The sequence below is a fragment of the Streptomyces sp. WM6372 genome, from assembly GCF_001279655.1.
Lineage (GTDB): Bacteria > Actinomycetota > Actinomycetes > Streptomycetales > Streptomycetaceae > Streptomyces.
In genome coordinates this window covers 131,313-154,795 of record NZ_LGDB01000215.1, presented here as the reverse complement: position 1 = coordinate 154,795, position 23,483 = coordinate 131,313, and the positions used below count along the sequence as shown (strand labels likewise).

18 protein-coding genes and 1 pseudogene are annotated in these 23,483 nt (G+C 72.5%); 9 read left to right on the top strand and 10 right to left on the bottom strand.

Annotated elements, in window-relative coordinates; all coding sequences use genetic code 11:
- A partial coding sequence (locus ADK52_RS30165) for a PIG-L family deacetylase (RefSeq protein ID WP_053693016.1) occupies positions 1-2,073 on the bottom strand: 2,073 nt, incomplete at its 3' end.
- Positions 2,074-2,237: 164 nt separating this feature from the next.
- On the bottom strand, positions 2,238-4,577 hold the full coding sequence (locus ADK52_RS30160; protein WP_053693015.1) for a PIG-L family deacetylase: 2,340 nt from the start codon (positions 4,575-4,577) through the stop codon (positions 2,238-2,240).
- Between the two features lie 194 nt (positions 4,578-4,771).
- On the opposite strand from ADK52_RS30160, the gene ADK52_RS30155 reads away from it, so the two are divergent.
- Positions 4,772-7,759, top strand: a complete 2,988-nt coding sequence (locus tag ADK52_RS30155; protein WP_053693014.1) for a bifunctional [glutamine synthetase] adenylyltransferase/[glutamine synthetase]-adenylyl-L-tyrosine phosphorylase — start codon at positions 4,772-4,774, stop codon at positions 7,757-7,759.
- A gap of 28 nt (positions 7,760-7,787) precedes the next feature.
- Here the strand turns inward: ADK52_RS30155 and ADK52_RS30150 are convergent, their stop codons facing one another.
- The 4 genes and pseudogenes from ADK52_RS30150 to ADK52_RS30140 form a co-directional block, all read right to left on the bottom strand.
- Positions 7,788-8,081, bottom strand: coding sequence for a hypothetical protein (locus ADK52_RS30150; protein WP_053693013.1), 294 nt, complete (start codon positions 8,079-8,081; stop codon positions 7,788-7,790).
- A gap of 112 nt (positions 8,082-8,193) precedes the next feature.
- A pseudogene (locus ADK52_RS40655) lies at positions 8,194-8,426 on the bottom strand (transposase); the annotation flags it as partial.
- Positions 8,427-8,531: 105 nt separating this feature from the next.
- Entirely contained in the window at positions 8,532-8,948 is a 417-nt protein-coding gene (locus tag ADK52_RS30145) for a hypothetical protein (protein WP_159046059.1), read from the bottom strand.
- Positions 8,949-8,999: 51 nt separating this feature from the next.
- Positions 9,000-9,854 (bottom strand): hypothetical protein, encoded by an 855-nt coding sequence (locus ADK52_RS30140; protein ID WP_053693011.1) that lies wholly within the window; start codon positions 9,852-9,854, stop codon positions 9,000-9,002.
- A 342-nt stretch (positions 9,855-10,196) separates the two neighbouring features.
- Between ADK52_RS30140 and ADK52_RS30135 the strand changes: the two genes are divergently transcribed.
- The 3 genes from ADK52_RS30135 to ADK52_RS30125 are packed head-to-tail and all read left to right on the top strand — an operon-like array spanning position 10,197 to position 12,501.
- On the top strand, positions 10,197-11,045 hold the full coding sequence (locus ADK52_RS30135) for a helix-turn-helix domain-containing protein (RefSeq protein WP_053693010.1): 849 nt from the start codon (positions 10,197-10,199) through the stop codon (positions 11,043-11,045).
- Entirely contained in the window at positions 11,042-11,299 is a 258-nt protein-coding gene (locus tag ADK52_RS30130) for a DUF397 domain-containing protein (RefSeq protein WP_053693009.1), read from the top strand. Before ADK52_RS30135 ends, ADK52_RS30130 begins: the two co-directional genes overlap by 4 nt.
- Positions 11,296-12,501 carry a hypothetical protein gene (locus ADK52_RS30125; RefSeq protein WP_053693008.1) on the top strand — a complete coding sequence of 402 codons (1,206 nt, stop codon included), beginning with the start codon at positions 11,296-11,298 and terminating at the stop codon, positions 12,499-12,501. Before ADK52_RS30130 ends, ADK52_RS30125 begins: the two co-directional genes overlap by 4 nt.
- 79 nt (positions 12,502-12,580) lie before the next feature.
- Here ADK52_RS30125 and ADK52_RS30120 read toward each other — a convergent pair whose 3' ends face one another.
- Complete coding sequence (locus tag ADK52_RS30120) at positions 12,581-13,186, bottom strand: TetR/AcrR family transcriptional regulator (protein ID WP_053693007.1); 606 nt, start codon at positions 13,184-13,186, stop codon at positions 12,581-12,583.
- A gap of 111 nt (positions 13,187-13,297) precedes the next feature.
- On the opposite strand from ADK52_RS30120, the gene ADK52_RS30115 reads away from it, so the two are divergent.
- On the top strand, positions 13,298-14,884 hold the full coding sequence (locus tag ADK52_RS30115; RefSeq protein WP_078988706.1) for an APC family permease: 1,587 nt from the start codon (positions 13,298-13,300) through the stop codon (positions 14,882-14,884).
- Complete coding sequence (locus tag ADK52_RS30110; RefSeq protein WP_053693006.1) at positions 14,806-16,389, top strand: amidohydrolase; 1,584 nt, start codon at positions 14,806-14,808, stop codon at positions 16,387-16,389. The genes ADK52_RS30115 and ADK52_RS30110 overlap by 79 nt, the downstream gene beginning before the upstream one ends.
- Here the strand turns inward: ADK52_RS30110 and ADK52_RS30105 are convergent.
- The 3 genes from ADK52_RS30105 to ADK52_RS30095 form a co-directional block, all read right to left on the bottom strand.
- The gene (locus ADK52_RS30105; protein WP_053693005.1) at positions 16,386-17,276 is read right to left on the bottom strand and encodes a phosphatase PAP2 family protein; all 891 of its coding nucleotides are present in this window, start codon (positions 17,274-17,276) and stop codon (positions 16,386-16,388) included. The two genes, ADK52_RS30110 and ADK52_RS30105, sit on opposite strands and share 4 nt — an antisense overlap.
- Positions 17,277-17,344: 68 nt before the next feature.
- On the bottom strand, positions 17,345-18,391 hold the full coding sequence (locus tag ADK52_RS30100) for a LacI family DNA-binding transcriptional regulator (RefSeq protein ID WP_053693004.1): 1,047 nt from the start codon (positions 18,389-18,391) through the stop codon (positions 17,345-17,347).
- A gap of 26 nt (positions 18,392-18,417) precedes the next feature.
- Positions 18,418-20,043, bottom strand: coding sequence for a glycoside hydrolase family 13 protein (locus ADK52_RS30095; protein WP_053693003.1), 1,626 nt, complete (start codon positions 20,041-20,043; stop codon positions 18,418-18,420).
- Between the two features lie 233 nt (positions 20,044-20,276).
- On the opposite strand from ADK52_RS30095, the gene ADK52_RS30090 reads away from it, so the two are divergent.
- The 3 genes from ADK52_RS30090 to ADK52_RS30080 are packed head-to-tail and all read left to right on the top strand — an operon-like array spanning position 20,277 to position 23,445.
- Positions 20,277-21,551, top strand: coding sequence for an extracellular solute-binding protein (locus ADK52_RS30090; RefSeq protein ID WP_030156237.1), 1,275 nt, complete (start codon positions 20,277-20,279; stop codon positions 21,549-21,551).
- Between the two features lie 8 nt (positions 21,552-21,559).
- Positions 21,560-22,588, top strand: a complete 1,029-nt coding sequence (locus ADK52_RS30085; protein ID WP_053693002.1) for a carbohydrate ABC transporter permease — start codon at positions 21,560-21,562, stop codon at positions 22,586-22,588.
- Complete coding sequence (locus ADK52_RS30080; RefSeq protein WP_107090209.1) at positions 22,582-23,445, top strand: carbohydrate ABC transporter permease; 864 nt, start codon at positions 22,582-22,584, stop codon at positions 23,443-23,445. The genes ADK52_RS30085 and ADK52_RS30080 overlap by 7 nt, the downstream gene beginning before the upstream one ends.
- Positions 23,446-23,483 lie beyond the last annotated feature (38 nt).

Sequence of the window (23,483 nt, the reverse complement as noted above, 5' to 3'; positions counted from 1 at the left end):
GTGCCAGGGGGTGCGGGGGGTGGGGGTGTTGGGCGGGGTCGTCGTGATGTGGAGTTCGGCGTCCAGGCCCAGGACCGCCGTCGTCGTCGCGCCCGCCGGTTCGAGGATGCCGGCCGGGGCGCCCGCGTAGAGCATCTGCGACTCCGCCCACGCCGGCGGGCCCCCGAGGCCCGTCGTGCCGACCGTGCCCGTGTCCGCGCGGCCCGACAGGAGGCGGCCCGCGACGCCGACCGCGCCGTAGCCCGCCCGGCCGCCGGTCTCCGTGACGCTGGAGACCTGCGGCTTGCCGGTGCCCGCGGTGACCAGGGCCGTACGGACGACCCCCGAGTCGGGGCGCCGGAAGTAGAGCCGGACGCCCGCGCCCTCCGGAGCCGCCGACAGCGGGACCGTGGTGGCCGGCAGGCCCGTCGGGAACGGCCCCTGGAGCGGGGCGCCCGGGTCGGGCTGGGTCCAGGCCAGGACCGACTTGGTGGTGGTGGCGTACACCTGGCGCCGCCCGGCGGCGTCGACCGCCGTCACCGGGTCGCTCTGGAGGTCCTCGCCGCCCAGGTGCTGCCAGGCGCCGAAGACGCCGTCCGGCTGCTGCTCGCGGGCGCGCAGGGTGCGGCGGGAGTCGCGGACGTAGACGGTCAGCCGGCCGTCCGGGGCCACGGCCGCCGAGGGCGCGCTGATCGACGAGGTGCCCTCCTCGTCGGCTCCCTCGGGGGTGCCGAGCGACTGCCACGGCCCGAACGGGCCGTCGGGCGCGGACTGGACGGCGTACACGATCTCGCGCCGGTAGTCCGCGGGCCCCGTGCCGAGGACCGTACGGGTGGCGAGGACCGCGACGCGGCCGTCGGGGAGGCGGGCGGTGCTCGCGCCCGGGTCGATGCCGCTGCCGGGGAGCAGCTCGGGGCCGGTCCAGGCGGCGCCCGCGCCGCCCGTGCCCGGCCGGGTCCAGACGGCCATCTGACCGTCCAGGGCGGCGAAGGCGTACAGCCGGCCGCTGGTCCCGGCCGCCACCCAGGAGGTGTTGTCGGCACGGGCGTAGCGCAGCGACTGGGCCCAGTTGCGGCCGGTGGGGCTGCTCGCCACCTTGCGGTCGCCGCAACCCGAGGGGCTGCCGCAGTAGTTCTCGTGGTCGAGCCAGGCGTACGTCTTGAGGAAGCCGATCTTCGTCTCGGCCGTCTGCGGGTCCAGCGCGTGCGGGAGGGTGCCGTTGTGGTAGCCGAGGTAGTTCTGCACCGAGAACCGCGGGCGGTCCTTGACCTGGGCGGCGTACGCGGCGGTGGCGGCCTGCACGAAGCGGGCGCCGTACAGGTGGTCCTGGTGGTCGGTGTACTTGCCGGTGTCGTGGTAGCGGCCCGGCGTCGGGTCCTGCATGCGTATCGTCGTCGGCTTGTACAGCGCGAGCAGCCCGGCTATCGACTGGACCACCTGGTCCTTGGTGTACGTGGACTGCTGCTTGACCGGGGTTCCGGAGGTCAACTGGGCGCCGAGCGCGGGTATCTTGCCGTTCCACAGCCCGCGCAGGCTGTCCGGGTTCTCGGCGGTGGGGTTGCGGGCCTCGCGCATCTGCAGCCAGACCAGGTTGACCTGCGGCCGGGCTATGAGCACGTCGAGCTCGGCCTGGCCGCCGCCCGCGGTGGGCATGACCGTGCGCTTCCAGGCGCTGGTGCGGTCCCCGGTGACCATCTGGGCGTACGCGCAGCGGATGCCGTTCTGCCGGGCCTCGGCGTAGTGGGCGCGGTCGGCGGGCTGCTCGGGGTCCTTGGCGCCGGCCCCGTTGGCCTCGTTGCGGCCGTCGGCCTCGCCGGAGGTCAGGTACACGGTGGTGAGCTGGAGGCCGGCGGTCAGCGAGCGGCTGAGGTCCGGGTTCATGAAGAACAGGTCGTCGTCGGGGTGGGCGACGACCTGGACGACCGATCCGGAGGTGGTGCTCGCGGTCAGCGCGACGTCCGGGCTCCGGTCCTGGGTGGCGGTGGCCTCTGCCGACGTCTGCTGGCCGGTGGCGACGGCGAGCACGCCGGTGGCACCGACGGTGAGTACGGGAAGGAGGGCAGCGAGGAGGAAGCGGCGACGGGCAATCGGCATCGGTCACGCCTTGGGGTCGTTCCGGGCGGGAAGAACGGCAGTTCAGTCAGCTCATCCACTGAGAGGCCAAATCGGGGGACTTGGTTCACCGTTGTGCCCGATCGCTCCCGCTTTTCGGAAATGCCGTCCGGCCGGTTTCGGACATGCCGTCCCGCCGGAGGGAGTCAGCGGCCCGCGTTGCGCGGGCCCACCGGCAGCCAGGGCGCCAGGTGCGCGTCAGCGTCGTCCGCCGACGAGGTCACGTACAGCCGCGCGTCGAGCCCCACCACCGCCAGGCTGACCGTGTTCCTGCCGGTCATCGTGGACGACGGCGCCCCGACGAACATCAGCGGCGACCGCTCCCACGGCCGCCCCGGGCCGAGGCCCGAGCCCAGCAGCCCGCCCGCCGAGCGGCCGGCCAGCACGTGCCCGCTCGCCGTCACCGAGCCGAAGCCCTGGAGCCCGCCGAGGTCGGTGAGGTGGTTCACCTTCAGCCCGCCGTCGCCCGTCACCAGGGCGGTACGGACATTGCCCGACCCCGGCTTGCGGAACCACAGCCGCACCCCGCCCTCGCGCCCCTCCGCGGTGAGCGGGAGCGTGGTGTCCGGCAGCCCGGTGGGGGTGGCCGGCCCCAGCGGGGCGCCCGGCTTCGGTTGGGTCCAGCCCACGACCGATTTGGTGGTCGCCGCGAACACCATGCGCCGCCCGGCGCCGTCGGTGGCGGTGACCGGGGTGCCGTGCAGGTCGGCGCCGCCGTACGGGGTCCACGGGCCCCAGCCGCCGTTCGCCGCCTGCACCCGACCGCGCAGGGAGCCCGCGCCGTCGCGGACGTACGCCGCCAACTGCCCGGCGCCGTCGACCGCGACGGCGGGGGCGCTGATGTCGGAGGTCCAGTTCTCGTCGGCGGCTTCGGGCGTGCCGAGCGACTGCCAGTCGCCGAACTCCTGCGTGCCCGGGCCCTTCTGGACGGCGTACACGACCTCGCGCCGGTAGTCCGCGGGCCGCGCGCCGAAGGAGGTACGGGTGCCGAAGGCGGCGATCCGCCCGTCCGCCAGGGTGACGGTGGCCACGCCCGGGTCCATGCCGGTGCCGGGCAGCAGGCGCGGGCCGCTCCAGGCGCCGATGGGGCCGGACCGGTGCCAGAGCGCGACCTGGCCGTCGAGCACCTTGAAGGCCCACAGGCCGTGTTCCTTGTCGGAGGTCAGCCAGGACGTGCCGGTGCCGCGGGCGTAGTTGACGGTCGAGGTCCAGCCGTTGCCGGCGGGGTGGTCGGCGACCTTGAGGTCTCCGCAGCCGGCGTCGCTGCCGCAGTGGTTCTGCTTGTCGAGCCAGGCGTAGGTGTCCAGGATGTCGAGCTTCTCCTTGGCCTCGTCCGGGTCCAGGGCGCTGGGCAGGGAGCCGTTGAAGTAGCCGACGTAGTTCTGCACCGCGAAGTGCGGGCGGTCCTTCGCGTCCACGTCCTTCGCGTACGCGGTGAGGGCGGCCTGCACGAAGCGGGCGCCGTAGAAGTGGTCCTGGTGGTCGGTGTACTTCTTGGTGTCCGGGAAGCGGCCGGGGGTGGGGTCCTGGGCGCGGACGGTGGTCGGCTTGTACTGCTCCAGGACGCCGACGAGGGTGCGGACGACCTGGTCCTTGGAGTACGCGAAGCGCTGCTTGACGGGGGTGCGGGAGGCGAGCTGGGAGCCGAGCGCGGTTATCTTGCCGTCCCACAGGCCGTGCAGGCTGTCGGGGGCGCTGTCGTAGACGGTGCCGGCCTCGCGCAGCTGCAACCAGACGAGGTTGACCTCGGGCTTGGCGACGAGGACGTCGACCTCGGCCTGGCCGCCGCCCTTGGTGGGGACGACGGTGCGCTTCCAGGCGCTGCCGCGGTCGCCGGTGGCCATCTTGGCGTAGGCGGCGCGGATGCCGTTCTGGCGGGCTTCGGCGTAGGCGGGCTTGTTGGCGGGGGTGGAGGCCTGCTTGCCTTCGGTGGCGTTGATGCCGTCCGCCTCGCCGGCGGTGAGGTAGACGGTGGTGACGGGATGGCCGGCGGCTATGGAGTACCGCAGGTCCGGGTTCATGAAGTACAGGTCGTCGTCGGGGTGGGCGACGATCTGGAGCACCCGGCCGGGGTCGGGCGCGTCGACGGCGGCCGGGGGTACGGGGCCGTGGCGGTCGCCGATGCCGCTGAGGGCCTCGTTCCCGCGGAGCACGAGCATGCAGGCCGCCGCGACGGCGGCAACGGCGGCGACCCCCTTGACGATCCGGCCCCGACCTCGGCCCCGGCCCCGTGCGCCCCGGCGCCCCGAGGCCTCGGCGGTACGGGCGCGCCGCGCGGCGCGGCGGCCGCCGGGTGCCGGTGCCGCTACGGATGCGGGTGCCGGTGCCGGTGCCTGTGCCTGGGCCGGGTCCTGGACGCCGCCGCGACGGCGGGCGGCGCGTCCGCCGCCCGTGCCCGCTTCGCCGCGCCGCGGCTGCTGTGACGGGGCCCCGCCCGGGCCGCCCGGCCACGGCCGGTCCGGCGGCGTGGGGTGTCCTTCGGGCATGCGGGTCCTTCGGGCCGTGGGGCGGGAGCGGCCCGGAGGGAGGGCACAGGGTCCGAATGTATACAGATAATCCGATAAGCGGGATCATGGTACGCGCTCGGTCACGCCGTGAGTCGAACGCCTGCTCCGGATAGGCTCACCCCAGGCACGCTCCGCCAGTGGCGGCGACGGCGACGTACGCGGGAGGCGGCGGGATGACAGTCCCGGGACGCAGGAGCAGTACCTTCATGCGGCTGCTGCGCAGCGGCTTCACCGATCCCTCGGCGGCCGCCCGGCTGCTCGATTCCGACGCGCTGGCCTCCGTACGCACCGATCCGGTGCTCCTCGACGCCCTCGGGGCCACCGCCGATCCCGATCTCGCCCTCCTCGGGCTCGTCCGGCTCGCCGAGGCGCAGAGCGAGGACGAGCGGCCCGTACTCCTCGACACCCTGGTCAGCGCCAAGCCGCTGCGCGACCGCCTCCTCGGCGTGCTCGGCGCCTCCGAGGCGCTCGCCGACCACCTCGCCCGCCACCCCCGCGACTGGCACGCGCTGGTGACGTACGAGGCCGCCGATCTGCACCCCGGGCTCGCCGAGTTCGAGCAGGGGCTCGCGCAGGCCCACGATCCCATCGCCCTGCGCGTCGCCTACCGCCGCTGCCTGCTCTCCATCGCCGCCCGCGACGTCTGCGGCACCATCGACGTCGCCCAGACGGCCGCCGAGCTCGCCGACCTGGCCACCGCCACCCTCCGCGCCGCCCTGCGGATCGCGTCCGCCGCCGCCCCCGAGGACGCCGCCGCCTGCCGGCTCGCCGTCATTGCCATGGGCAAGTGCGGCGGCAACGAGCTCAATTACGTCTCCGACGTCGACGTCATCTTCGTCGGGGACGCACCGGCCGGCGCCGACGAGGGCAAGGCCGTCCAGGCCGCCACCCGCCTCGCCTCCCACCTGATGCGGATCTGCTCCGAGACCACCATCGAGGGCACCATCTGGCCCGTCGACGCCAACCTGCGCCCCGAGGGCCGCAACGGCCCCCTCGTCCGCACCCTCGCCTCCCACCTCGCCTACTACCAGCGCTGGGCCAAGACCTGGGAGTTCCAGGCCCTCCTCAAGGCCCGCGCCGTCGCCGGCGACGCGGACCTCGGCGCCCAGTACATCGACGCCATAACGCCGTTGGTCTGGCACGCCGCCGAACGCGAGAACTTCGTCGCCGACGTCCAGAAGATGCGCCGCCGCGTCGTCGACAACATCCCCGCCGCCCAGGTCGACCGCGAGCTCAAGCTCGGCCCCGGCGGCCTGCGCGACGTCGAGTTCGCCGTCCAGCTGCTCCAGCTCGTCCACGGCCGCAGCGACGCCGGCCTGCACTCCGGCAGCACCCTCGACGCCCTGCACGCCCTCGCCGCCGGCGGCTACGTCGGCCGCACCGACGCCGCCCAGCTGAACGACGCGTACCGGTTCCTGCGCGCCATGGAGCACCGCATCCAGCTCCACCGGCTGCGCCGCACCCACCTCGTCCCCGAGGACGAGGCCGACCTGCGCCGCCTCGGCCGCTCCCTCGGCCTGCGCACCGAACCCGTCGCCGAGCTCAACAAGGCCTGGCGCCGCCACGCCTCCGTCGTCCGGCGCCTGCACGAGAAGCTCTTCTACCGGCCGCTGCTCGACGCCGTCGCCCAGCTCGCCCCCGGCGAGGCCCGGCTCTCCCCGCGCGCCGCCGGCCAGCGCCTCGAAGCCCTCGGCTACGCCGACCCGGTCTCGGCCCTGCGCCACCTCGAAGCCCTCGCCTCCGGCGTCACCCGCAAGGCCGCCATCCAGCGCACCCTGCTCCCCGTCATGCTCGGCTGGTTCGCCGACTCCGCCGACCCGGACGCCGGCCTGCTCAACTTCCGCAAGGTCTCCGACGCCCTCGGCAAGACCCCCTGGTACCTGCGCCTCCTGCGCGACGAGGGCGCCGCCGCCGAGAACCTGGCCCGCGTCCTGTCCGCCGGCCGGCTCGCCCCCGACCTGCTCATGCGCGCCCCCGAGGCCGTCGCCCTGCTCGGCGACCCCGGCGGGCTCGGACCCCGTACCCACGAGGCCCTGGAACAGGAGGTGCTCGCCGCCGTCGGGCGCGCCGACAGCCCCGAGGCCGGCGTCGCCGCCGCCCGCGGGGTCCGCCGCCGCGAGCTCTTCCGTACGGCCGCCGCCGACATCATCCGCTCCTACGGTACGGAGGACAGCCCGGCCGAGGAGGACCCCGGGGCCCTCGTGGACCGGGTCGGCAGCGCCGTCTCCGAACTCACCGCCGCCACCATCGCCGGGGCCCTGCGCGCCGCCGTCCGCGACCACTGGGGCGAGACCCTGCCCACCCGCTTCGCGATCATCGGCGTCGGCCGCTTCGGCGGCCACGAGCTCGGCTACGGATCCGACGCCGACGTCCTGTTCGTCCACGAACCCCGCGAGGGCGTCGACGAACAGGAGGCCGCGAAGGCCGCCCAGACCGTCATCGCCGAAATGCGCAGGCTGCTCCAACTCCCCACCGCCGACCCGCCGCTGCTCATCGACGCCGACCTGCGCCCGGAAGGCCGCTCCGGCCCCCTGGTCCGTACGTTGTCCTCGTACGCCGCGTACTACCGGCGCTGGTCCCTGACCTGGGAGAGCCAGGCCCTGCTGCGCGCCGAACCGGTCGCGGGCGACACCGAGCTCGGCGCCCGCTTCATCGAGCTGATCGACCCGCTGCGCTACCCGATGGAGGGTCTCGGCGAGGACGCGGTCCGCGAGATCCGCCGCCTCAAGGCCCGCATGGAGTCCGAGCGCCTCCCGCGCGGCGCCGACCCCACGCTCCACACCAAGCTGGGCCGCGGCGGCCTCAGCGACGTCGAGTGGACCGTCCAGCTGATCCAGATGCGGCACGCCTGGTCGGAGCCCGGCCTGCGCACCACCCGGACCCGCGAGGCCCTGGCCGCCGCCCACGCGGCCGGGCTGATCCCGACCGAGGAGGCACAGATCCTGGACGAGGCCTGGGTACTGGCCACCCGGGTCCGCAACGCGGTGATGCTGGTCCGCGGCCGCGCCGGGGACACCTTCCCCTCGGAGGCCCGCGAACTGGCTGCCGTCGGCCGCTACCTCGGCTACGCGGAGGGCACGGTCGGCGAACTCCTCGACGACTACCGCCGCATCACGCGCAGGGCCCGGGCGGTGGTGGACGACCTCTTCTACGGGGCGTAGCGCCAGGGGCTAGGCACTGTCCGGCGGATCATGCGTCGGGGTCGAGGGTCCGGAGGTCGTAGAGGTAGGAGCGGTCGTTTTTGAAGCTGCGCCAGACGGTGGCGGGCGGTTCGGGTTCGTCGGCGTGGCTGTTGAGGGGATGGGCGGTGACGAGGCCGTCAGCGATCTCACAGTGCCAGCCGTCGGTCGGCGACCAGACACACCACACGTTCCCGTCCGTTCGGCGGTAGGCGGGGCGGCCGTTGCGCTCGCCGTCGCGTTCGAAGTGGTAGCGGAGCCCGTCGATGTGACGCACGAAGGTGAAGGATGAAAGTGCCGTCATGGCTTCCGCACTGTATGGGACGACGCTGCCGGCGGCTGAGGAGTCCTGGGCGTGACCAGGTGCTGGGCCTATGACCGGGCGTGACCAGGAAGGCCATGGGCCGGCATCCACACATGCTCCGGTCAATCCGGCCCGCGAAGTCGGCGTCCGCCTGGACGGCACGCAGAATCCGGTCCCCGTGCCGTCCGCGGACCAACGCCGGTGCCGCTCGTAGACGGTCTTCCAGCTGCCGAAACGCTCCGGAAGGCCCCGCCACGGTATGCCCGTTCGCACCCTGAACAGGATCCCGTTGATCACCCTGCGGTGATCGCTCCACCGGCCGCCACGCTGCCCCGACGCTGGCAACTACGGCTCCAACCGGTCCAACTCGGCATTCGTCAGATCACCCCGCCCCCATGCCGGGATCAACGCGCCAGAAATCCGACAGTCACATGATCCGCCGGACGGTGCCTAGTGGACCGGCGGGTAGTACGGCTCGGGCTGCGGCTGGCTGGCGCAGGAGTGGTTGTTCCATTCGCGCTGGTAGGCCCTGTCGTACCCGGTCTTGTAGCCACGGTCCCTGGACTGCTGCACGTCGCTCGGGTTGGGCCACCACAGCGGATAGTTCTTCTGGCGGCACTGCCGACCGTCGTCCGCCCCACGGGCCTCGCCCTGCCTCAGCCCCTCGCAGTAGGCCCGGGCCTTCTGATTCGTGGAAACGTGTCCCGTGGCGTAGTCCCAGACCGTGCCGTCCAGTCTGCAGAGTGTCGTGGTCGGCGCGATGGAGACCTGGCCGGACGGGGGTTCCGCCGCGACGGCGCCCGGTCCGAGGGTGAGCGAGGCCGAGAGCGCAAGTCCTGTCAACGCGAGTAGTGGTGAGTAACGCATGACGTGCCTCCCTCTCCAGTTCACTCCTGCGGGCAGGGTCTCGCCACTCGGCTACGCCGCCTGCGCGTCCGCGGGCGGGCAGTCGCGGCAGCGGCCCGGGACGGGGGAGCGGAAGGCGCGGTCGCAGCCGTCGCACGTGCGGAGGGGATGGACCTCGCGGTCGGGCGCTACGGGGCGTGCCGTGCCGGGGTCCGGCAGCCGGGGCGGGAGCAGTTCCCGCAGGCGGTGGGCGAGCAGCGCGGCGGGGGAGTGGATCGCCGTCGGCGGGAGGGAGCGCGTCAGGGCCGCCGCGACGGCGCTCGGCGGCAGCCCGCGCTCCAGCCACACGGCCGCGGCGGGCGCCAGCCGTACGGTGTCCCGCGCGGACAGCACGAGCCGGGGATCCCGCAGCCGGAGCCTGGCCAGCAGCTCGCGGGCCTGGACGATGACTTCCGGCTCGGGGGTCGGATCCGTGATGTCGGCTTGCTCCGGATCCGGATCCGGACCCGGACCCGGACCCGGCTCCGGCTCTGGCGCGGGTGCGACGGGTGTCGGGGCGTGCGGCTCGCGGATTTCCTGCGCCGACCTCGCGGGCGGGTTGTTGTACGAGACCGTGCAGGTCACGATCTGACCGGTGGGGAGCCTCTCGCGGTAGCGGGCCAGGTAGCCGTGTTCCTCCAGCTCACGCAGGGCGGCGGCGATGCGGACCTCGCCCTCGGGGAAGCGATCGGCGAGGGCCTTGATGGTGACCCTCGTGCCCGTCGGGAGGGACTGGATGTGCGTGGCCAGACCGATCGCGCTCATGCTCAGCTCGCGGTGCTGGGCGAGATGGTTGCCGATCTTGACGTAGCCGCGGCGGTGATCGTGGTTGATGTGCCGGATGCCCGACGAGGCGCGCGAGGGCGCGCTAAACTGCTGGTCAGCCATGGAAGGGTCGTTGCCTTCTCTTGGTCAGGCCCTCGGCGGGATTGGCGTCCCGCACGAGGGCCGAATTGCGTTTATGGGGTTGTCGGGGGTTAGCGTGCCGGACGGATTGGCATATGCGCCAGCCGGGTTGGGGTGATTCACCCGTCCGAGTGAGAGGGGAGGGGGAGGTGAGGAGAGGTCATTTCCCCCGGTTGTTTGTCTTTAGGCGTCGAGCGTCACCGGCTATCGCCCCACCGGACCGTGGAAACCTCGATCCGGTGAAATCGGACTTTCCGATTCCCGTGCCTCGGTGTGTGCATCCGTGCATAGCCTGAAGGGAGTTGCAGGCCAACGGAGGTGGCAGTGAGCGCAGAGGGCACCGACGAGTCGAGCTGGGCACTCGACCCGGAGGACGAATCCGGGGCGGTCGTCGCGGCGGTGGGGCGCCAGTTGAAAATGTGGCGGGAGGCGGCCGGATTCGACCGATCCGCTTTCGCTGAACAGATGGGCTACGGGGCGGACCTGACCCGCAAGATCGAGAGCGGCACCCGCATTCCGCGCCCCGAGTTCCTGGACAAGGCGGACGCGGTTCTCGGTGCGGGCGGGAAGATCGCCGCGATGAAGGTGGACGTCGAAAAGGCCCGATACCCCAAGAAGGTTCGGGATCTGGCCAAGTTGGAATCCCAATCGGTGGAGATCGGGTCGTACGACAACGGCGTGGTCCCGGGCTTGCTTCAGACCGAGGAGTACATCCGTGCCCTCTACGCGGTGAGGCGCCCGGCCTACTCGGAGGATCAGACCGAGCGTCTGGTCGCGGCGAGGGTGGCCCGCCAGGACATCCTCCGGCGGCATCCGGCCCCATTGCTGACCGTCGTGCAGGAAGAGGCTGTCCTCCGGCGGCCTATCGGGGGCAAGATGGTGCTGCGCCGCCAACTGGAGCACCTGCTGGAGGTCGGCCAGTTGCGCAACGTGGAGATCCAGGTGATGCCCACTGCGGTGGAGGAGCACGCCGGTCTCGCGGGATCGCTGAAGATCATGCGCCTTATGGACGGAACGACCCTGGGACACAACGAAGTTCAGCTGGTCAGCCGCTTGATCACTGAACCCAAAGAGGTCCAGATCCTGGACATGCGCTATGGCATGATCCGAGCACAGGCTCTGACGCCTCGCGAGTCTTTGACGTTCATCGAGAAGGTACTAGGGGAGACATGAGCATTAAGCCGTCGGCCGAGGACCTCTCCACGCTGACGTGGGTCAAGAGCAGCTACAGCACCAACGACGGCCCCGACTGCATCGAGGTCGCCTGGACCAAGAGCAGCTACAGCGCGAGCGACAGCAACGACTGCATCGAGGTCGCCCGGACTCCCGGGACCGTCCTCGTCCGGGACTCCAAGCGGCCCGACGACGGCCGGCTGGCCGTCGCCCCCGCCGCCTGGGACGGGTTCGTCGCCTACGCCACCGCGTGAGAAGCCCGGGTTCGGCCGTCAAGGCCGTCATCCGCCACCGGCGGCCGGATCCGGAGTGCTGGGAAGTCGTCGTCAGGGCGGCCTGCAATCCCCTAGGCGGCAGCTGGGACGCGGCCAAGACGGTGGCCCAGGCCGGTTCCGCCGTCTCCGGGCACGCCGACCGGCTGGCCAAGGCCCTCGCCACGCGGCTCGGCAACGTCGAGGAGCTCGCGCTCGCCCTCGCCGGGATGGGGGACCTCCGGGCGCTGTCGGCGCTGGAGCGCATCGCGAAGGACGGCCGACTCCCGTACGCCCGCCCCTGGGCCCCCCACCTCGCCGCGCTGCCCGCTGCGGAGCTGCTCCCCGCGATCCTGCCCGGCCTGCGGAGCGAACCACCCCCGTACCAGGCGGGGTTCATGCTCGAACTCCTCGCGCTCTGGGGCACGGCCGCCGCGCCCGCCGTGCCCGAGGTGGTCCGGTACCTGGAGACCCCCTACGCCTACGACGCCCTGCGCGTCCTCGGCCGGATCGGACCCCCGGCCGCCGTGGCCGCGGACGGGCTGGCCGCGTACGCCACCGGCCACGCCCCACGGACGAGCCGCCTCCACCAGCGGCGGGCCGCGTGGGCGCACTGGCGGGTCACCGGCGACCCGACGCTCGCCCTCGACGTGTGCGGCGCGGCCGTGGGATCCGGGACCGCCGGCCACGGCCTGCCCTTCCTCGCCGATCTCGGCCCGCTGGCCGCCGAACACGCGGACACCGTGCGCGGCCTGATGGAATCGCCCGGGGCATGGACCCGGGTCGCCGCCGCGCACGCGTACTGGCGGATCACCGGGGATCCGGGACCCGCCGTGCCGGTGCTGCTGGCGGAGGTGGACCCGGACTGGACGGGCCAGCCGGCCTTCCCGACCCGGGAAGCCATCCGCCGTCTCGGCGCGATCGGCGCCCCGGCCGCCGCGTCGGCGCCCCTGCTGCGCCGGATCCTGGCAGCGGAGAAACGTCTCAGTCACCCCTACGACGGCGTGCGGATCCTCGTCGACGAGGCGTACGTCCGCACCCTCACCGAGGCGTTGGCGCGGATCGGCGCGGGCGCGGACGCCCCGGCAGCGGCCCCGGAGCCCGCGCCGGAGTCAGTGCCGGAGCCCGCGCCGCAGCCCTCGCCCGGGCCCCGGCGCGGGGTGCTGGGGCGATGGCTGGGCCCGCGCGGAGCGCGCACCAGCTGACCGCTCCCGTACGCGCCCCGCACGGTGCGGGCGTACGCCGCGAACGCGGCACACACCCGCCGGCCCCGCGCCGCAGGCCTCAGGCCGCTTCGCCCCGCAGGGAGCGGGCGTACGTCAGGAACGCGGCCAGGCCCAGGTCGAAGGCGGCGTCCGCGCGGCCCGGGCCGACGGCCGTCAGGGCGTCCGCGAGCAGCGGCGTGTCGGGCGACGGCTCCCACATGGCCTCGGGGGCGGTCAGGTCCAGGGCCGAGCCGAGGACCAGGTTCTCCAGTGCCGTCAACAGCGGCATCACCCGGCCGCGGGTGAACCCCGCCGCCAGCAGCATGCCGACCGCGCGCTCGTACTGCGCCAGCACCCGCGGGGCCCGCACCGGCGTGGTCATGAGCAGCGGGATGGCCCGCGGCGAGGCCGCGAAGGCGGCCCGGTACGAGCGCGCCCAGGCCTCCAGGGCCCGGTCCCACGGCTCCAGGTCCAGGGTTTCGCCGGCGATCCGGTCGCATACGAGCTCCCGCACCAGCTCCACCACCCCCGCCCGGCCGTCCACGTGGTGGTACACCGACCCGGTCTGCACACCGAGCGCCCGGGCGATCTGAGGGACGCTGAACTCGCCCTGCTCCTCGACCAGTTGCAGTGCGGTCGCGGCGATCCGCTCCCGGTCGAGGAGGGGGGTGCGCGGCCGTGCCATCGGTTTCTCCCGCCGTGAGGTCTTCCCGTACGCCAAAACCGGAGGCTACATTGCCGCGAACCGAAGAACCGAAAGCCTTTAGGTTTTGGTCTCCCCGAAGGGTGCCTCCGCATGCCCGAAACGCCGGAACCGCCGACCGACAGACCCGCCCTGCGCCGCGCGGCGCTCGGCACCGCCGACATCTCCTTCTTCGTCGTCTCCGCCGCCGCCCCGCTCACCGTCATGGCCGGCGTGGCCCCCGTCGCGATCCTGCTCGGCGGGATCGGCGCCCCCGCCGGGTACCTGCTCGCCGGGCTCACCCTCGCCGTCTTCGCCGTCGGGTTCACGACCATGAGCCGCCACGTCCGCAGTGCCGGCGCCTTCTACGCGTACATCACCCGCGGGCTCGGCAAGCGCGTCGGCATCGGCGCCGCCCTGCTCGCCCTCGTCGGCTACAACGGCATGGAGATCGGGGTCTACGGCCTCCTCGGCACCACCACCGCCGACACCGCCCACGCCCTCGGCGGCCTCGACGTCCCCTGGCTGCCCGTCTCCCTGGCCGGCCTCGCCCTCATCTGGTACGGCGGCTTCCGCTCCATCGACTTCGGTGCCAAAGTGCTCGGCGTCCTGCTCGTCGCCGAGACCGGGATACTCGTCCTCCTCGCGGGAGGCGTCCTCCTCCAGGGCGGCGCCCACGGGCTCTCCGCCGGCTCCTTCGCCCCCGGGGCCGTCCTCGTCCCCGGCACCGCCGCCGTCCTGGCCTTCGCCTTCGCCGCGTTCACCGGCTTCGAGTCCACCGTCATCTACCGCCGCGAGGCCCGAGACCCCGACCGGACCATCCCGCGCGCCACCTACATCGCCGTCGCCTTCCTCGGCCTCTTCTACGCCTTCATCGTCTGGACCGTCATCCAGGCCTTCGGCGCCGAGGAAGTGGTCGCGGCCGCCGGCGCGGACCCCGGCGGCCTCTTCTTCGCCGCGATCACCACGTACGTCGGTCCCTGGGCGGCCGACCTCATGCACGTCTTCATCGTCACCAGCGTCATCGCCTCCCTCCTCGCCTTCCACAACGCCATCAACCGCTACGCGCTCGCCCTGGCCGAGGAGGGCGTACTGCCCGCCGCCCTCGGCCGGGTCCACCCGCGCCACCGCTCCCCGTACCTCGCCGGGCTCGCCCAGACCGCCCTCGGCTCGGCGATCGTCCTCGCCTTCGCGCTGGCCGGGGCCGACCCGTACCAGCAGCTGCTGCTCTGGGTGAACACGCCCGGCATGATCGGGCTCATGGCGCTGATGCTGCTCGCCGCGATCGCCGTACCCGTCTACTTCCGGCGCACCGCGCACGCCGAGGGACCCTGGCGGACCGTGGTCGCGCCCGTGGCCGCCGCCGTCCTGCTGGCCGTCGCGATCTGCCTCGTCGTCTCCAAGGTGGACCTGTTCACCATGGCCTCCACCACCGTGAACACCGTCCTCGTCGCCCTCGTCCCCGCCGTGTTCCTGGCCGGGCTCGGGCTCGCGCAGCGCCTGAAGACCCGCCGCCCCGAGACCTACGCCCGGTTCGCCGCCGAGCCGGCCGAGCCGACCAAGCCGGCCGAGCCCGCCGAAGCCGCTCAAGGACCCGCCGAAGCCCCTCAAGGAGAAGAGCCGTGCCCGCTGCCGACACCGTCCTCACCGCAGTCCGCGTCCGTACCCTCGACCCTGCCCGCCCCGAGGCCCGCGCGGTAGCCGTCCGCGGCGGCGAGATCCTCGCCGTGGGCGACGAGGCCGACGTACGCGACTGGCGCGGCCCCGCCACCGAGGTGCTCGACCTCGGCGGCGCCACCCTCACCCCCGGCCTGACCGACGCCCACAGCCACCCCGTCTGGGGCATCGAGATGGCCACCGGAACCGACCTCTCGGCCGTCCGGGACCTCGACCAGCTCCGGGCCGCCCTGCGCACCGCACCGCGCCCGGCCGGCTGGGTCATCGGCCACGGCCTCGACCACAACGCCTTCGGCGGCCGCCCCGTCGACAAGGCGCTGATCGAGGAGGCCCTGGCCGGAGCCCCCGCCTTCCTGCGCCTGTACGACGGCCACTCCGCCCTCGCCTCCGGCGCGGCCCTGGACGCCGCGGGCATCACCGGCCCGCGTACGTTCGACCAGCGCTCGGAGATCGTCTGCGGTCCGGACGGCCGCCCGACCGGCCACCTCGTCGAGCACGCGGCGATGGCCCTGGTCGGCGCCCTCGCCCCGAAGCCCTCGCCGTCCGAGCGGCGCGGCCGGCTCACCGCCCTGCTCGGCGAGATGGCCGCCACCGGCCTCACCGGAGCCCACGTCATGGACCTCGGCGACGGCGACGTACCGGCCCTGCTCGCCGGCGTCGAGTACGAGGGCGACCTGCCGCTGCGGCTGAACCTGGCGCCCTGGTGCATGCCGGGCGCCACACCGCGGGAGCTGGCGGAGCTGATCGAGATCCAGGGGCTGCGCGGCCGCCACTGGCAGGTGGGCGGCGTGAAGTTCTTCATGGACGGCACCGTCGAGGGCGGCACCGCCTGGCTGGAGCACGCCGACTGCCACGGCCGGGGCACGGACGCCTTCTGGCCCGACCCCGAGGCCTACTCGGCGGCCGTACGGACCCTCGACGCGGCCGGGGTGCGCACCGCGACCCACGCCATCGGGGACGCGGCGGTCCGCCACGTCCTGGACACGGTGGCCTCGCTGGGCGCCCGCGCCCGGATGCGGCACCGGATCGAGCACATCGAGACCGTCCCCGACGACCAGTTGAAGCGGTTCGCGGAGCTCGGGGTGATCGCCTCGATGCAGCCGCCGCACACCGCGTACACCCGTGCCGACCACAGGGACGAGTGGTCGAAGCGGCTGGGCGCGGACCGGGCCGCCCGGGCCTGGCGCTGCCGGGACCTGCGCGACGCGGGGGCCGTACTGGCCCTGGGCTCCGACTGGCCCATCGCCCACCACGACGCCCGCCGGGTCCTGGCCATCGCCCGCAGCCCGCTGGGCGCGGCCGCCGCCGGACCCGCCCTGACGGGGCTGATGGCCCTGGAGGGCATGACCTCGCACGCCGCGCTCGCGGCGGGGGAGCAGCGGGTGGCGGGCCGGATCGCCGCCGGCTTCCGGGCGGACCTGACCGCCTTCGCGCTGGACCCGGTGGACACGGCCCCGGACGAGCTGGCCGAGGCCCCGATCCGGCTCACGATGTCGGGCGGCCGGATCACGCACGGCAGGGAGTTCTAGGCCTTGCGGAACCGGTTCAGCAGGGCGGCCGAGGCCGGATGCGGGCCCGTCTCCTCGGGCTCGCGCGGCAGCCGGTGCGGCATCGCGCCGTACCAGCCGCGCGAGACCGTGTAGCCGAACGCGAGGCAGAGCATGCCGCCCGCGGCGTCCAGCCAGAAGTGGTTGGCGGTGGCCACGATGACCACGAGGGTGGCCACCGGGTAGAGCAGGCCCAGGATCCGGGCCCAGGGGGCGGAGGCGACCGCGAAGATCGTCAGTCCGCACCAGAGCGACCACCCTATGTGCATGGAGGGCATGGCCGCGTACTGGTTCGACATGTGCTTGAGGTTGCCGGAGGCCATGGAGCCCCAGGTGTGGTGGACCAGCACGGTGTCCACGAAGCTCTGCCCGTTCATCAGCCGGGGCGGCGCGAGCGGGAAGAAGTAGTAGCCGAGCAGGGCCACGCCCGTGGTGGCGAAGAGGACCATCCGCGTGGCCGCGTAACGCCCCGGATGGAAGCGGTAGATCCACACCAGGACGCCGATGGTCACGATGAAGTGGAGCGTGGCGTAGTAGTAGTTCATGCCGACGATCAGCCACGTCACCGAGTTGACGGCGTGGTTGACCGACTGCTCCACCGCGATGCCGAGGGTCCGTTCGAGGTCCCACAGCCAGTCGGCGTTCGCGAGGGCGGCCGCCTTCTGCTCGGGCACCGCGTTGCGGATGAGCGAGTAGGTCCAGTAACTGACCCCGATGAGCAGGATCTCGAACCAGATCCGCGGCCGGCGCGGGGCGCGCAGCCGGGGCAGGAGAGCGCGCTGAGCCCCCGGACGGGCCTCACTCCCGGTCACGTGGGGTGACGAGACTTCCGTCCGGGTTTCCAGTGTCTTCACGCTCGATTCACCCATGGGGAAAGAGTCTGCCAGATGCGTTCTCGCCTTCGATCATCCCTCGGGAGGGTCTCGGGCGCAGCCGCTCACCCCTGGGGTGTAGACGGTCCCCTACGTTGCCGCGGACCGGAGGCGGTGGATCCGCGGACCACCAGCTCGGGCAGGAAGACGAACTCGCTGTGCGGGGCCGGCGTACCGCCGATCTCCTCCAGGAGCGTACGGACCGCCGCCTGCCCCATGGCCTGCACCGGCTGCCGGATGGTGGTGAGCGGCGGATCGGTGAACGCTATGAGAGGGGAGTCGTCGAAGCCGACGACCGAGACGTCCTGCGGCACGCGCAGCCCCTGCTGCCGGGCCGCCCGGATCGCCCCGAGCGCCATCATGTCGCTGGCGCACACGATGGCGGTGCAGCCGCGCGCGATGAGCGCGGTCGCCGCGGCCTGCCCGCCCTCCAGGGTGTACAGCGAGTGCTGGATGAGTTCCTCGACCTCGGCCTCGTCGAGGCCGAGCCGCTCCTTCATCCCGAGCCGGAAGCCCTCGATCTTCCGCAGGACGGGCACGAACCGCTTGGGTCCGACCGCGAGCCCGATCCGGGTGTGCCCGAGCGCGGTCAGGTGGGTCACGGCGAGCTGCATCGCGGCGCGGTCGTCGGGGGAGACGAAGGGAGCCTGCACCTTGTCGGAGAACCCGTTGATGAGGACGTACGGGACGCCCTGCCCGCGGAGTTGGTCGTAGCGGCCCATGTCGGCGGTGGTGTCGGCGTGCAGCCCCGAGACGAAGATGATGCCGGAGACCCCGCGGTCGACCAGCATCTCGGTGAGCTCGTCCTCGGTGGACCCGCCGGGCGTCTGCGTGGCCAGCACCGGGGTGTACCCCTGCCGGGTCAGCGCCTGGCCGATGACCTGCGCGAGCGCCGGGAAGATGGGGTTGTCCAGCTCGGGGGTTATCAGACCGACGAGTCCCGCGCTGCGCTGGCGCAGCCGCACCGGGCGTTCGTAGCCGAGCACGTCGAGGGCGGCCAGCACCGATTCACGGGTGCCCGCGGCCACACCGGGCTTGCCGTTGAGCACGCGGCTGACTGTGGCTTCGCTGACCCCCGCCTGGGCTGCGATGTCGGCTAGCCGTGCGGTCACGGGATTGGACTGTACCGGTCCCCGGCTCACAACGCCCACCACGTGCACGCATCGGGCGGCAGAAGCACGGTCCGGCCGTCCGTCTCGACCGGGGCACTGGAGAGTACGGGGCGGCCCGGCGAGGGGAGTTCGAGCGGCTCGGAGCGACTGTTGAGGGTGCAGGCGAACCCGGGCCGGGTGAAGAGGAGCACGCCCTCGGGCGCGGACAGCCAGGTCAGCGGGCCCGCGTCGGGGGAACCGAGGCCGGGCAGCGCGCGGCGCAGCTCCAGGGCGGCCCGGTACAGCTCCAGGGTGGAGTGGGGATCGCCGGTCTGGGCGGCGACGCTGAGGGGGGCCCAGTCGGCGGGCTGCGGGAGCCAGCTGCCGGCCGGCCCGAAACCGTACGGGGGCTGCTCGCCGGACCAGGGCAGCGGGATCCGGCACCCGTCGCGCAGCCCCTCCTGCCCGGCGGAGCGGAGGAAGGCGGGGTCCTGGCGCACGGCGTCGGGGAGGTCGGCGACCTCGGGCAGGCCGAGCTCCTCGCCCTGGTAGACGTACGCGGACCCGGGCAGGGCGAGCATCAGCAGCGCGGCGGCCCGGGCGCGGGCCAGGCCCTGGGCGCCGCCGCCGTACCGCGTGACGTGGCGTACGACGTCGTGGTTGGACAGCACCCAGGTGGTGGGGGCTCCGACGGAGGCGGTGGCGGCCAGGGACTCGTCGATGACGGTCCGCATCGCGCGGGTGTCCCACGGACAGTTCAGGAAGCGGAAATTGAAGGCCTGGTGCAGCTCGTCGGGCCGGACGTAGAGCGCGAGCCGCTCGGAGGTCGGCGCCCAGGCCTCGGCGACGCCGATGCGGGGGCCCTCGTAGGAGTCGAGCAGCCGCCGCCAGGAGCGGTGGATCGCGTGCACGCCGTCCTGGTCGAAGAAGGGGAGCGGCTCGGTGCCGATCAGGGTGGCCTGGGCGCCGCGGCCGATGTCGGGCATGCCGGCGGCCTTGACCATGCCGTGGGCGACGTCGATGCGGAACCCGTCGACGCCGAGGTCGAGCCAGAAGCGCAGGACGGAGGCGAACTCCTCCGCGACCTCGGGGTGCTCCCAGTTCAGATCGGGCTGCTCGGGTGCGAAGAGGTGCAGGTACCAGGCGCCGTCGGGGGTGCGGGTCCAGGCGGGGCCGCCGAAGACGGACTCCCAGTCGTTGGGCGGGCGCTCCCCGCCGGGTCCGCGGCCGGGGCGGAAGTGGTAGCGGGCCCGGGCCTCGGCCCCGGGGTGGGCGAGGGCCTCCCGGAACCAGGCGTGCCGGTCGGAGGTGTGGTTGGGCACCACGTCCACGATGACCCGCAGGCCCAGCGCGTGGGCGGCCCGGACGAGCTCGTCGGCGTCGGAGAGGTCCCCGAAGAGCGGGTCGACGGCGCGGTAGTCGGCGACGTCGTAGCCGCCGTCGGCCTGGGGGGAGACGTAGAAGGGGGTGAGCCAGACGGCGTCGACCCCGAGCCGGGCCAGGTGGGGCAGGCGCGAGCGCACCCCGCGGAGGTCGCCGACGCCGTCGCCGTCGCTGTCCGCGAAGGACCTCACGTACACCTGGTAGATGACGGCATCGCGCCACCAGTGGCCGCTTGCGGTGGTCTTGCTGGAAGCGCTTGCAAGCCGTGAGGCGGTCAGCTCATGGGTCATATCGGGGTCAACGCGCGTACATGCCCCCTGGTTGCGGCCTGGTTCCGGGCCCGCACACCCGAAGGACGTTCGAACGAACAGCAAGCTGCGGCAACCGTCAGGACACACGGATGTAACGATCAGCGTCTCTTGCAGAAAATTGCCGCAAGCTCTTTCGGTCGGCTTTCAGGCTTGTTACGTTCCCTGCAACTCGGGACCGCGAGGGCGCGGCCGGGATCATCGAAGGAGTTCATATGCGGCGTGGCATAGCGGCCACCGCGCTGGTCGCGACCCTGGCGCTCGCGGCGACGGCTTGCGGCGGTGACACCAAGGACGGCGGCGGCGAGACCAAGGCCGGCGGGGAGCTCTCCGGCACGGTCACGTGGTGGGACACCTCGAACGACGCCGAGAAGGCCAGCTTCCAGAAGATCGCCGAGGCGTTCACCGCGAAGCACCCGAAGGTCACCGTCAAGTACGTCAACGTCCCGTACGGCGACGCGCAGAACAAGGTCAAGAACGCCTTCAGCAGCGGTTCCGAAGCCCCTGACGTGATCCGTGCCGACGTCGGCTGGGTCGCCGACTTCGCCTCGCTCGGCTACCTCGACGAGGTCCCGGCCGAGACGGCCAAGAAGGTCGACGCCGAGTTCCTGCCGCAGGCCGCGGCCAGCGGCAAGTACGAGGGCAAGACCTACGCCGTCCCGCAGGTCATCGACACCCTCGGCCTCTTCTACAACAAGAAGATGCTCGCCGACGCCGGCGTCCAGCCCCCCAAGACCCTGGAGGAGCTGAAGACCGCCTCCGCCGCGATCAAGGCGAAGAGCGGCAAGGCCGGCCTCTACCTGCGCGGCGACGACTCGTACTGGTTCCTGCCGCTCATCTACGGCGAGGGCGGCGACCTCGTCGACGCGAAGAACAAGACGGTCACCGTCGACAACCCGGCCGGCGTCAAGGCGTTCAAGACCGCCCGCGACCTGGTCACCTCCGGTGCGGCGATCACCAACGCCACCGACGGCTGGACCAACATGCAGACCGCCTTCAAGTCGGGCGAAGCCGCGATGATGATCAACGGTCCGTGGGCCGTCGCCGACACCTACGCCGGCGACCAGTTCAAGGACAAGGCCAACCTCGGCGTCGCCGCCGTCCCGGCCGGCTCCGCCAAGGCCGGCGCCCCGCAGGGCGGCCACGACCTCGCCGTCTACGCCGGGTCCAAGAACCGCGCCGCCGCGCACGCCTTCGTCGAGTACATGACCTCGCAGGACGTGCAGGTGCAGTCCACCAAGGAGCTCAGCCTGCTCCCGACCCGGACCGCCGCGTACGAGCAGCCGGACGTCAAGTCCAGCGAGATGGTCCAGTTCTTCAAGCCGGCCGTGGACAAGGCCGTCGAGCGCGCCTGGATCCCGGAGAACGGCTCCCTCTTCGAGCCGCTGAAGGTCGAATACACCAAGGCGATCACCGGGGCCTCCAGCCCGGAGGACGCGGCCAAGGCGGCCGGCGTCGAGTTCCGCAAGATCCTCAAGGGCTGGAAGTAGACAAGAAGATGGCTGCTCACACCAGCCAGTCGGTGGCGAAGGCCGCGGGCGGCGACGGGGAAGACTCCGTCGCGGCCCGCGGCCGGAGCCGCAGGACTGACAGCGCGAAGCAGGGTGGACTGGGGCGCGCCCTCGCCACCCACTGGTACGCCTGGGCCATGATCGCCCCGGTGGTGCTCGTCCTCGGCGTGATCATCGGCTGGCCGCTCGCCCGCGGCATCTACCTGTCGCTGACCGACGCCAACGAGCGCAACGTCGCCCGTACGATCGGCGCCAATCACATCGAGGCCACGTACACGTTCGTCGGGCTCGACAACTACGCCGACGTCCTGGCCGACCCGGTGTTCCTGCAGCGGCTGGTGTGGACGGTGGTGTGGACCGTCCTGTGCGTGTCGATCACCTTCACGCTCGGACTGGCCCTGGCCACCATGCTGAACCGGGAGTTCCGGGGCCGCGCCGCCTACCGGATGGCGCTCATCCTGCCCTGGGCCGTCCCCGGCTTCGTCTCCGTCTTCGCCTGGCGGTTCCTGTTCAACCGCGACAGCGGCATCCTGAACAAGATCCTCGACGGCGGGGGCATTTCGGCGATTCCGTGGCTGGACGACCCGACGTGGGCGAAGTTCTCGGTCGTCGCCGTCAACGTCTGGCTCGGCGTCCCCTTCATGATGGTCGCCCTGCTCGGCGGACTGCAGTCGATCCCGGCGGAGCTGTACGAGGCCGCCGAGATGGACGGCGCCACGGCCTGGCAGCGGTTCCGGCACATCACCCTGCCCGGGCTGCGGTCGGTGAGCATGACGGTGATCCTGCTCTCCACCATCTGGACCTTCAACATGTTCCCGGTGATCTTCCTGCTGACGCGGGGCGGACCGGGCGACTCCACCGAGATCCTGGTGACCCAGGCATTCCGGGAGGCCTTCGTGGCCAGCCCGCGCGATTTCGCGGGCTCCGCCACCTGGGGCGTGCTCATCCTCGCCCTGCTCATGATCTTCGCGCTGGTCTACCGGCGCTCGCTGCGCAAGCAGGGAGAGGTGTGGTGACCGTGGCGACGACCAACGTTTCCGTACGCAAGCGGGGCGAGCGCTCCCCGCTCGCCTCCGCCGGACTGCACGTCACCCTGATCGTGGCGTCCGTGATCGCCGTCTTCCCGGTGCTGTGGGTCCTGCTGACCTCGATCAAGCCCGCGAAGCACGCCATCTCCACGGACTTCGTGAAGGAACCGACCCTGGAGAACTACCGCTACCTGGTGGAGTCGAGCTCCTTCTTCACCTGGTTCGGCAACTCCGTGCTCGTGGCGGGCATCACCACCGTCCTCGGCGTGTTCATCGCCGCCACGACCGGCTACGCCGTCAGCCGGTTCAAGTTCCCGGGCATGAAGCCGCTGATGTGGACCCTGCTCATCACGCAGATGTTCCCGATGGCCATCCTGATCGTCCCGCTCTACAACCTCATGGGACAGCTCGGACTGCTCAACCAGCCGCTCGGGCTGATCATCACGTACCTCACCATCGCCGTGCCGTTCTGCGCCTGGATGATGAAGGGGTTCTTCGACACCATCCCGATCGAGATCGACGAATCCGGCCGCGTCGACGGGCTGAACCCCTTCGGCACCTTCTGGCGCCTGATCCTGCCGCTGGCCAAGCCCGGCCTCGCCGTCACCGGCTTCTACTCGTTCATCACCGCCTGGGGCGAGGTCGCGTACGCCTCCGCCTTCATGGTCGGCGACGAACACCTCACCCTCGCCGGCGGCCTGCAGACCTTCGTCACGCAGTACACCTCCAACTGGGGTGCGATGAGCGCCGCTTCCGTGCTCATCGCCATTCCGGCGGCCATCTTCTTCCTCTTCGCCCAGCGTCACCTCGTCGCCGGGATGACGGCAGGCGCGACCAAGGGCTGACGCCCCTCCCGCGACCCAGGGCTGACCTCCCTGCCTGC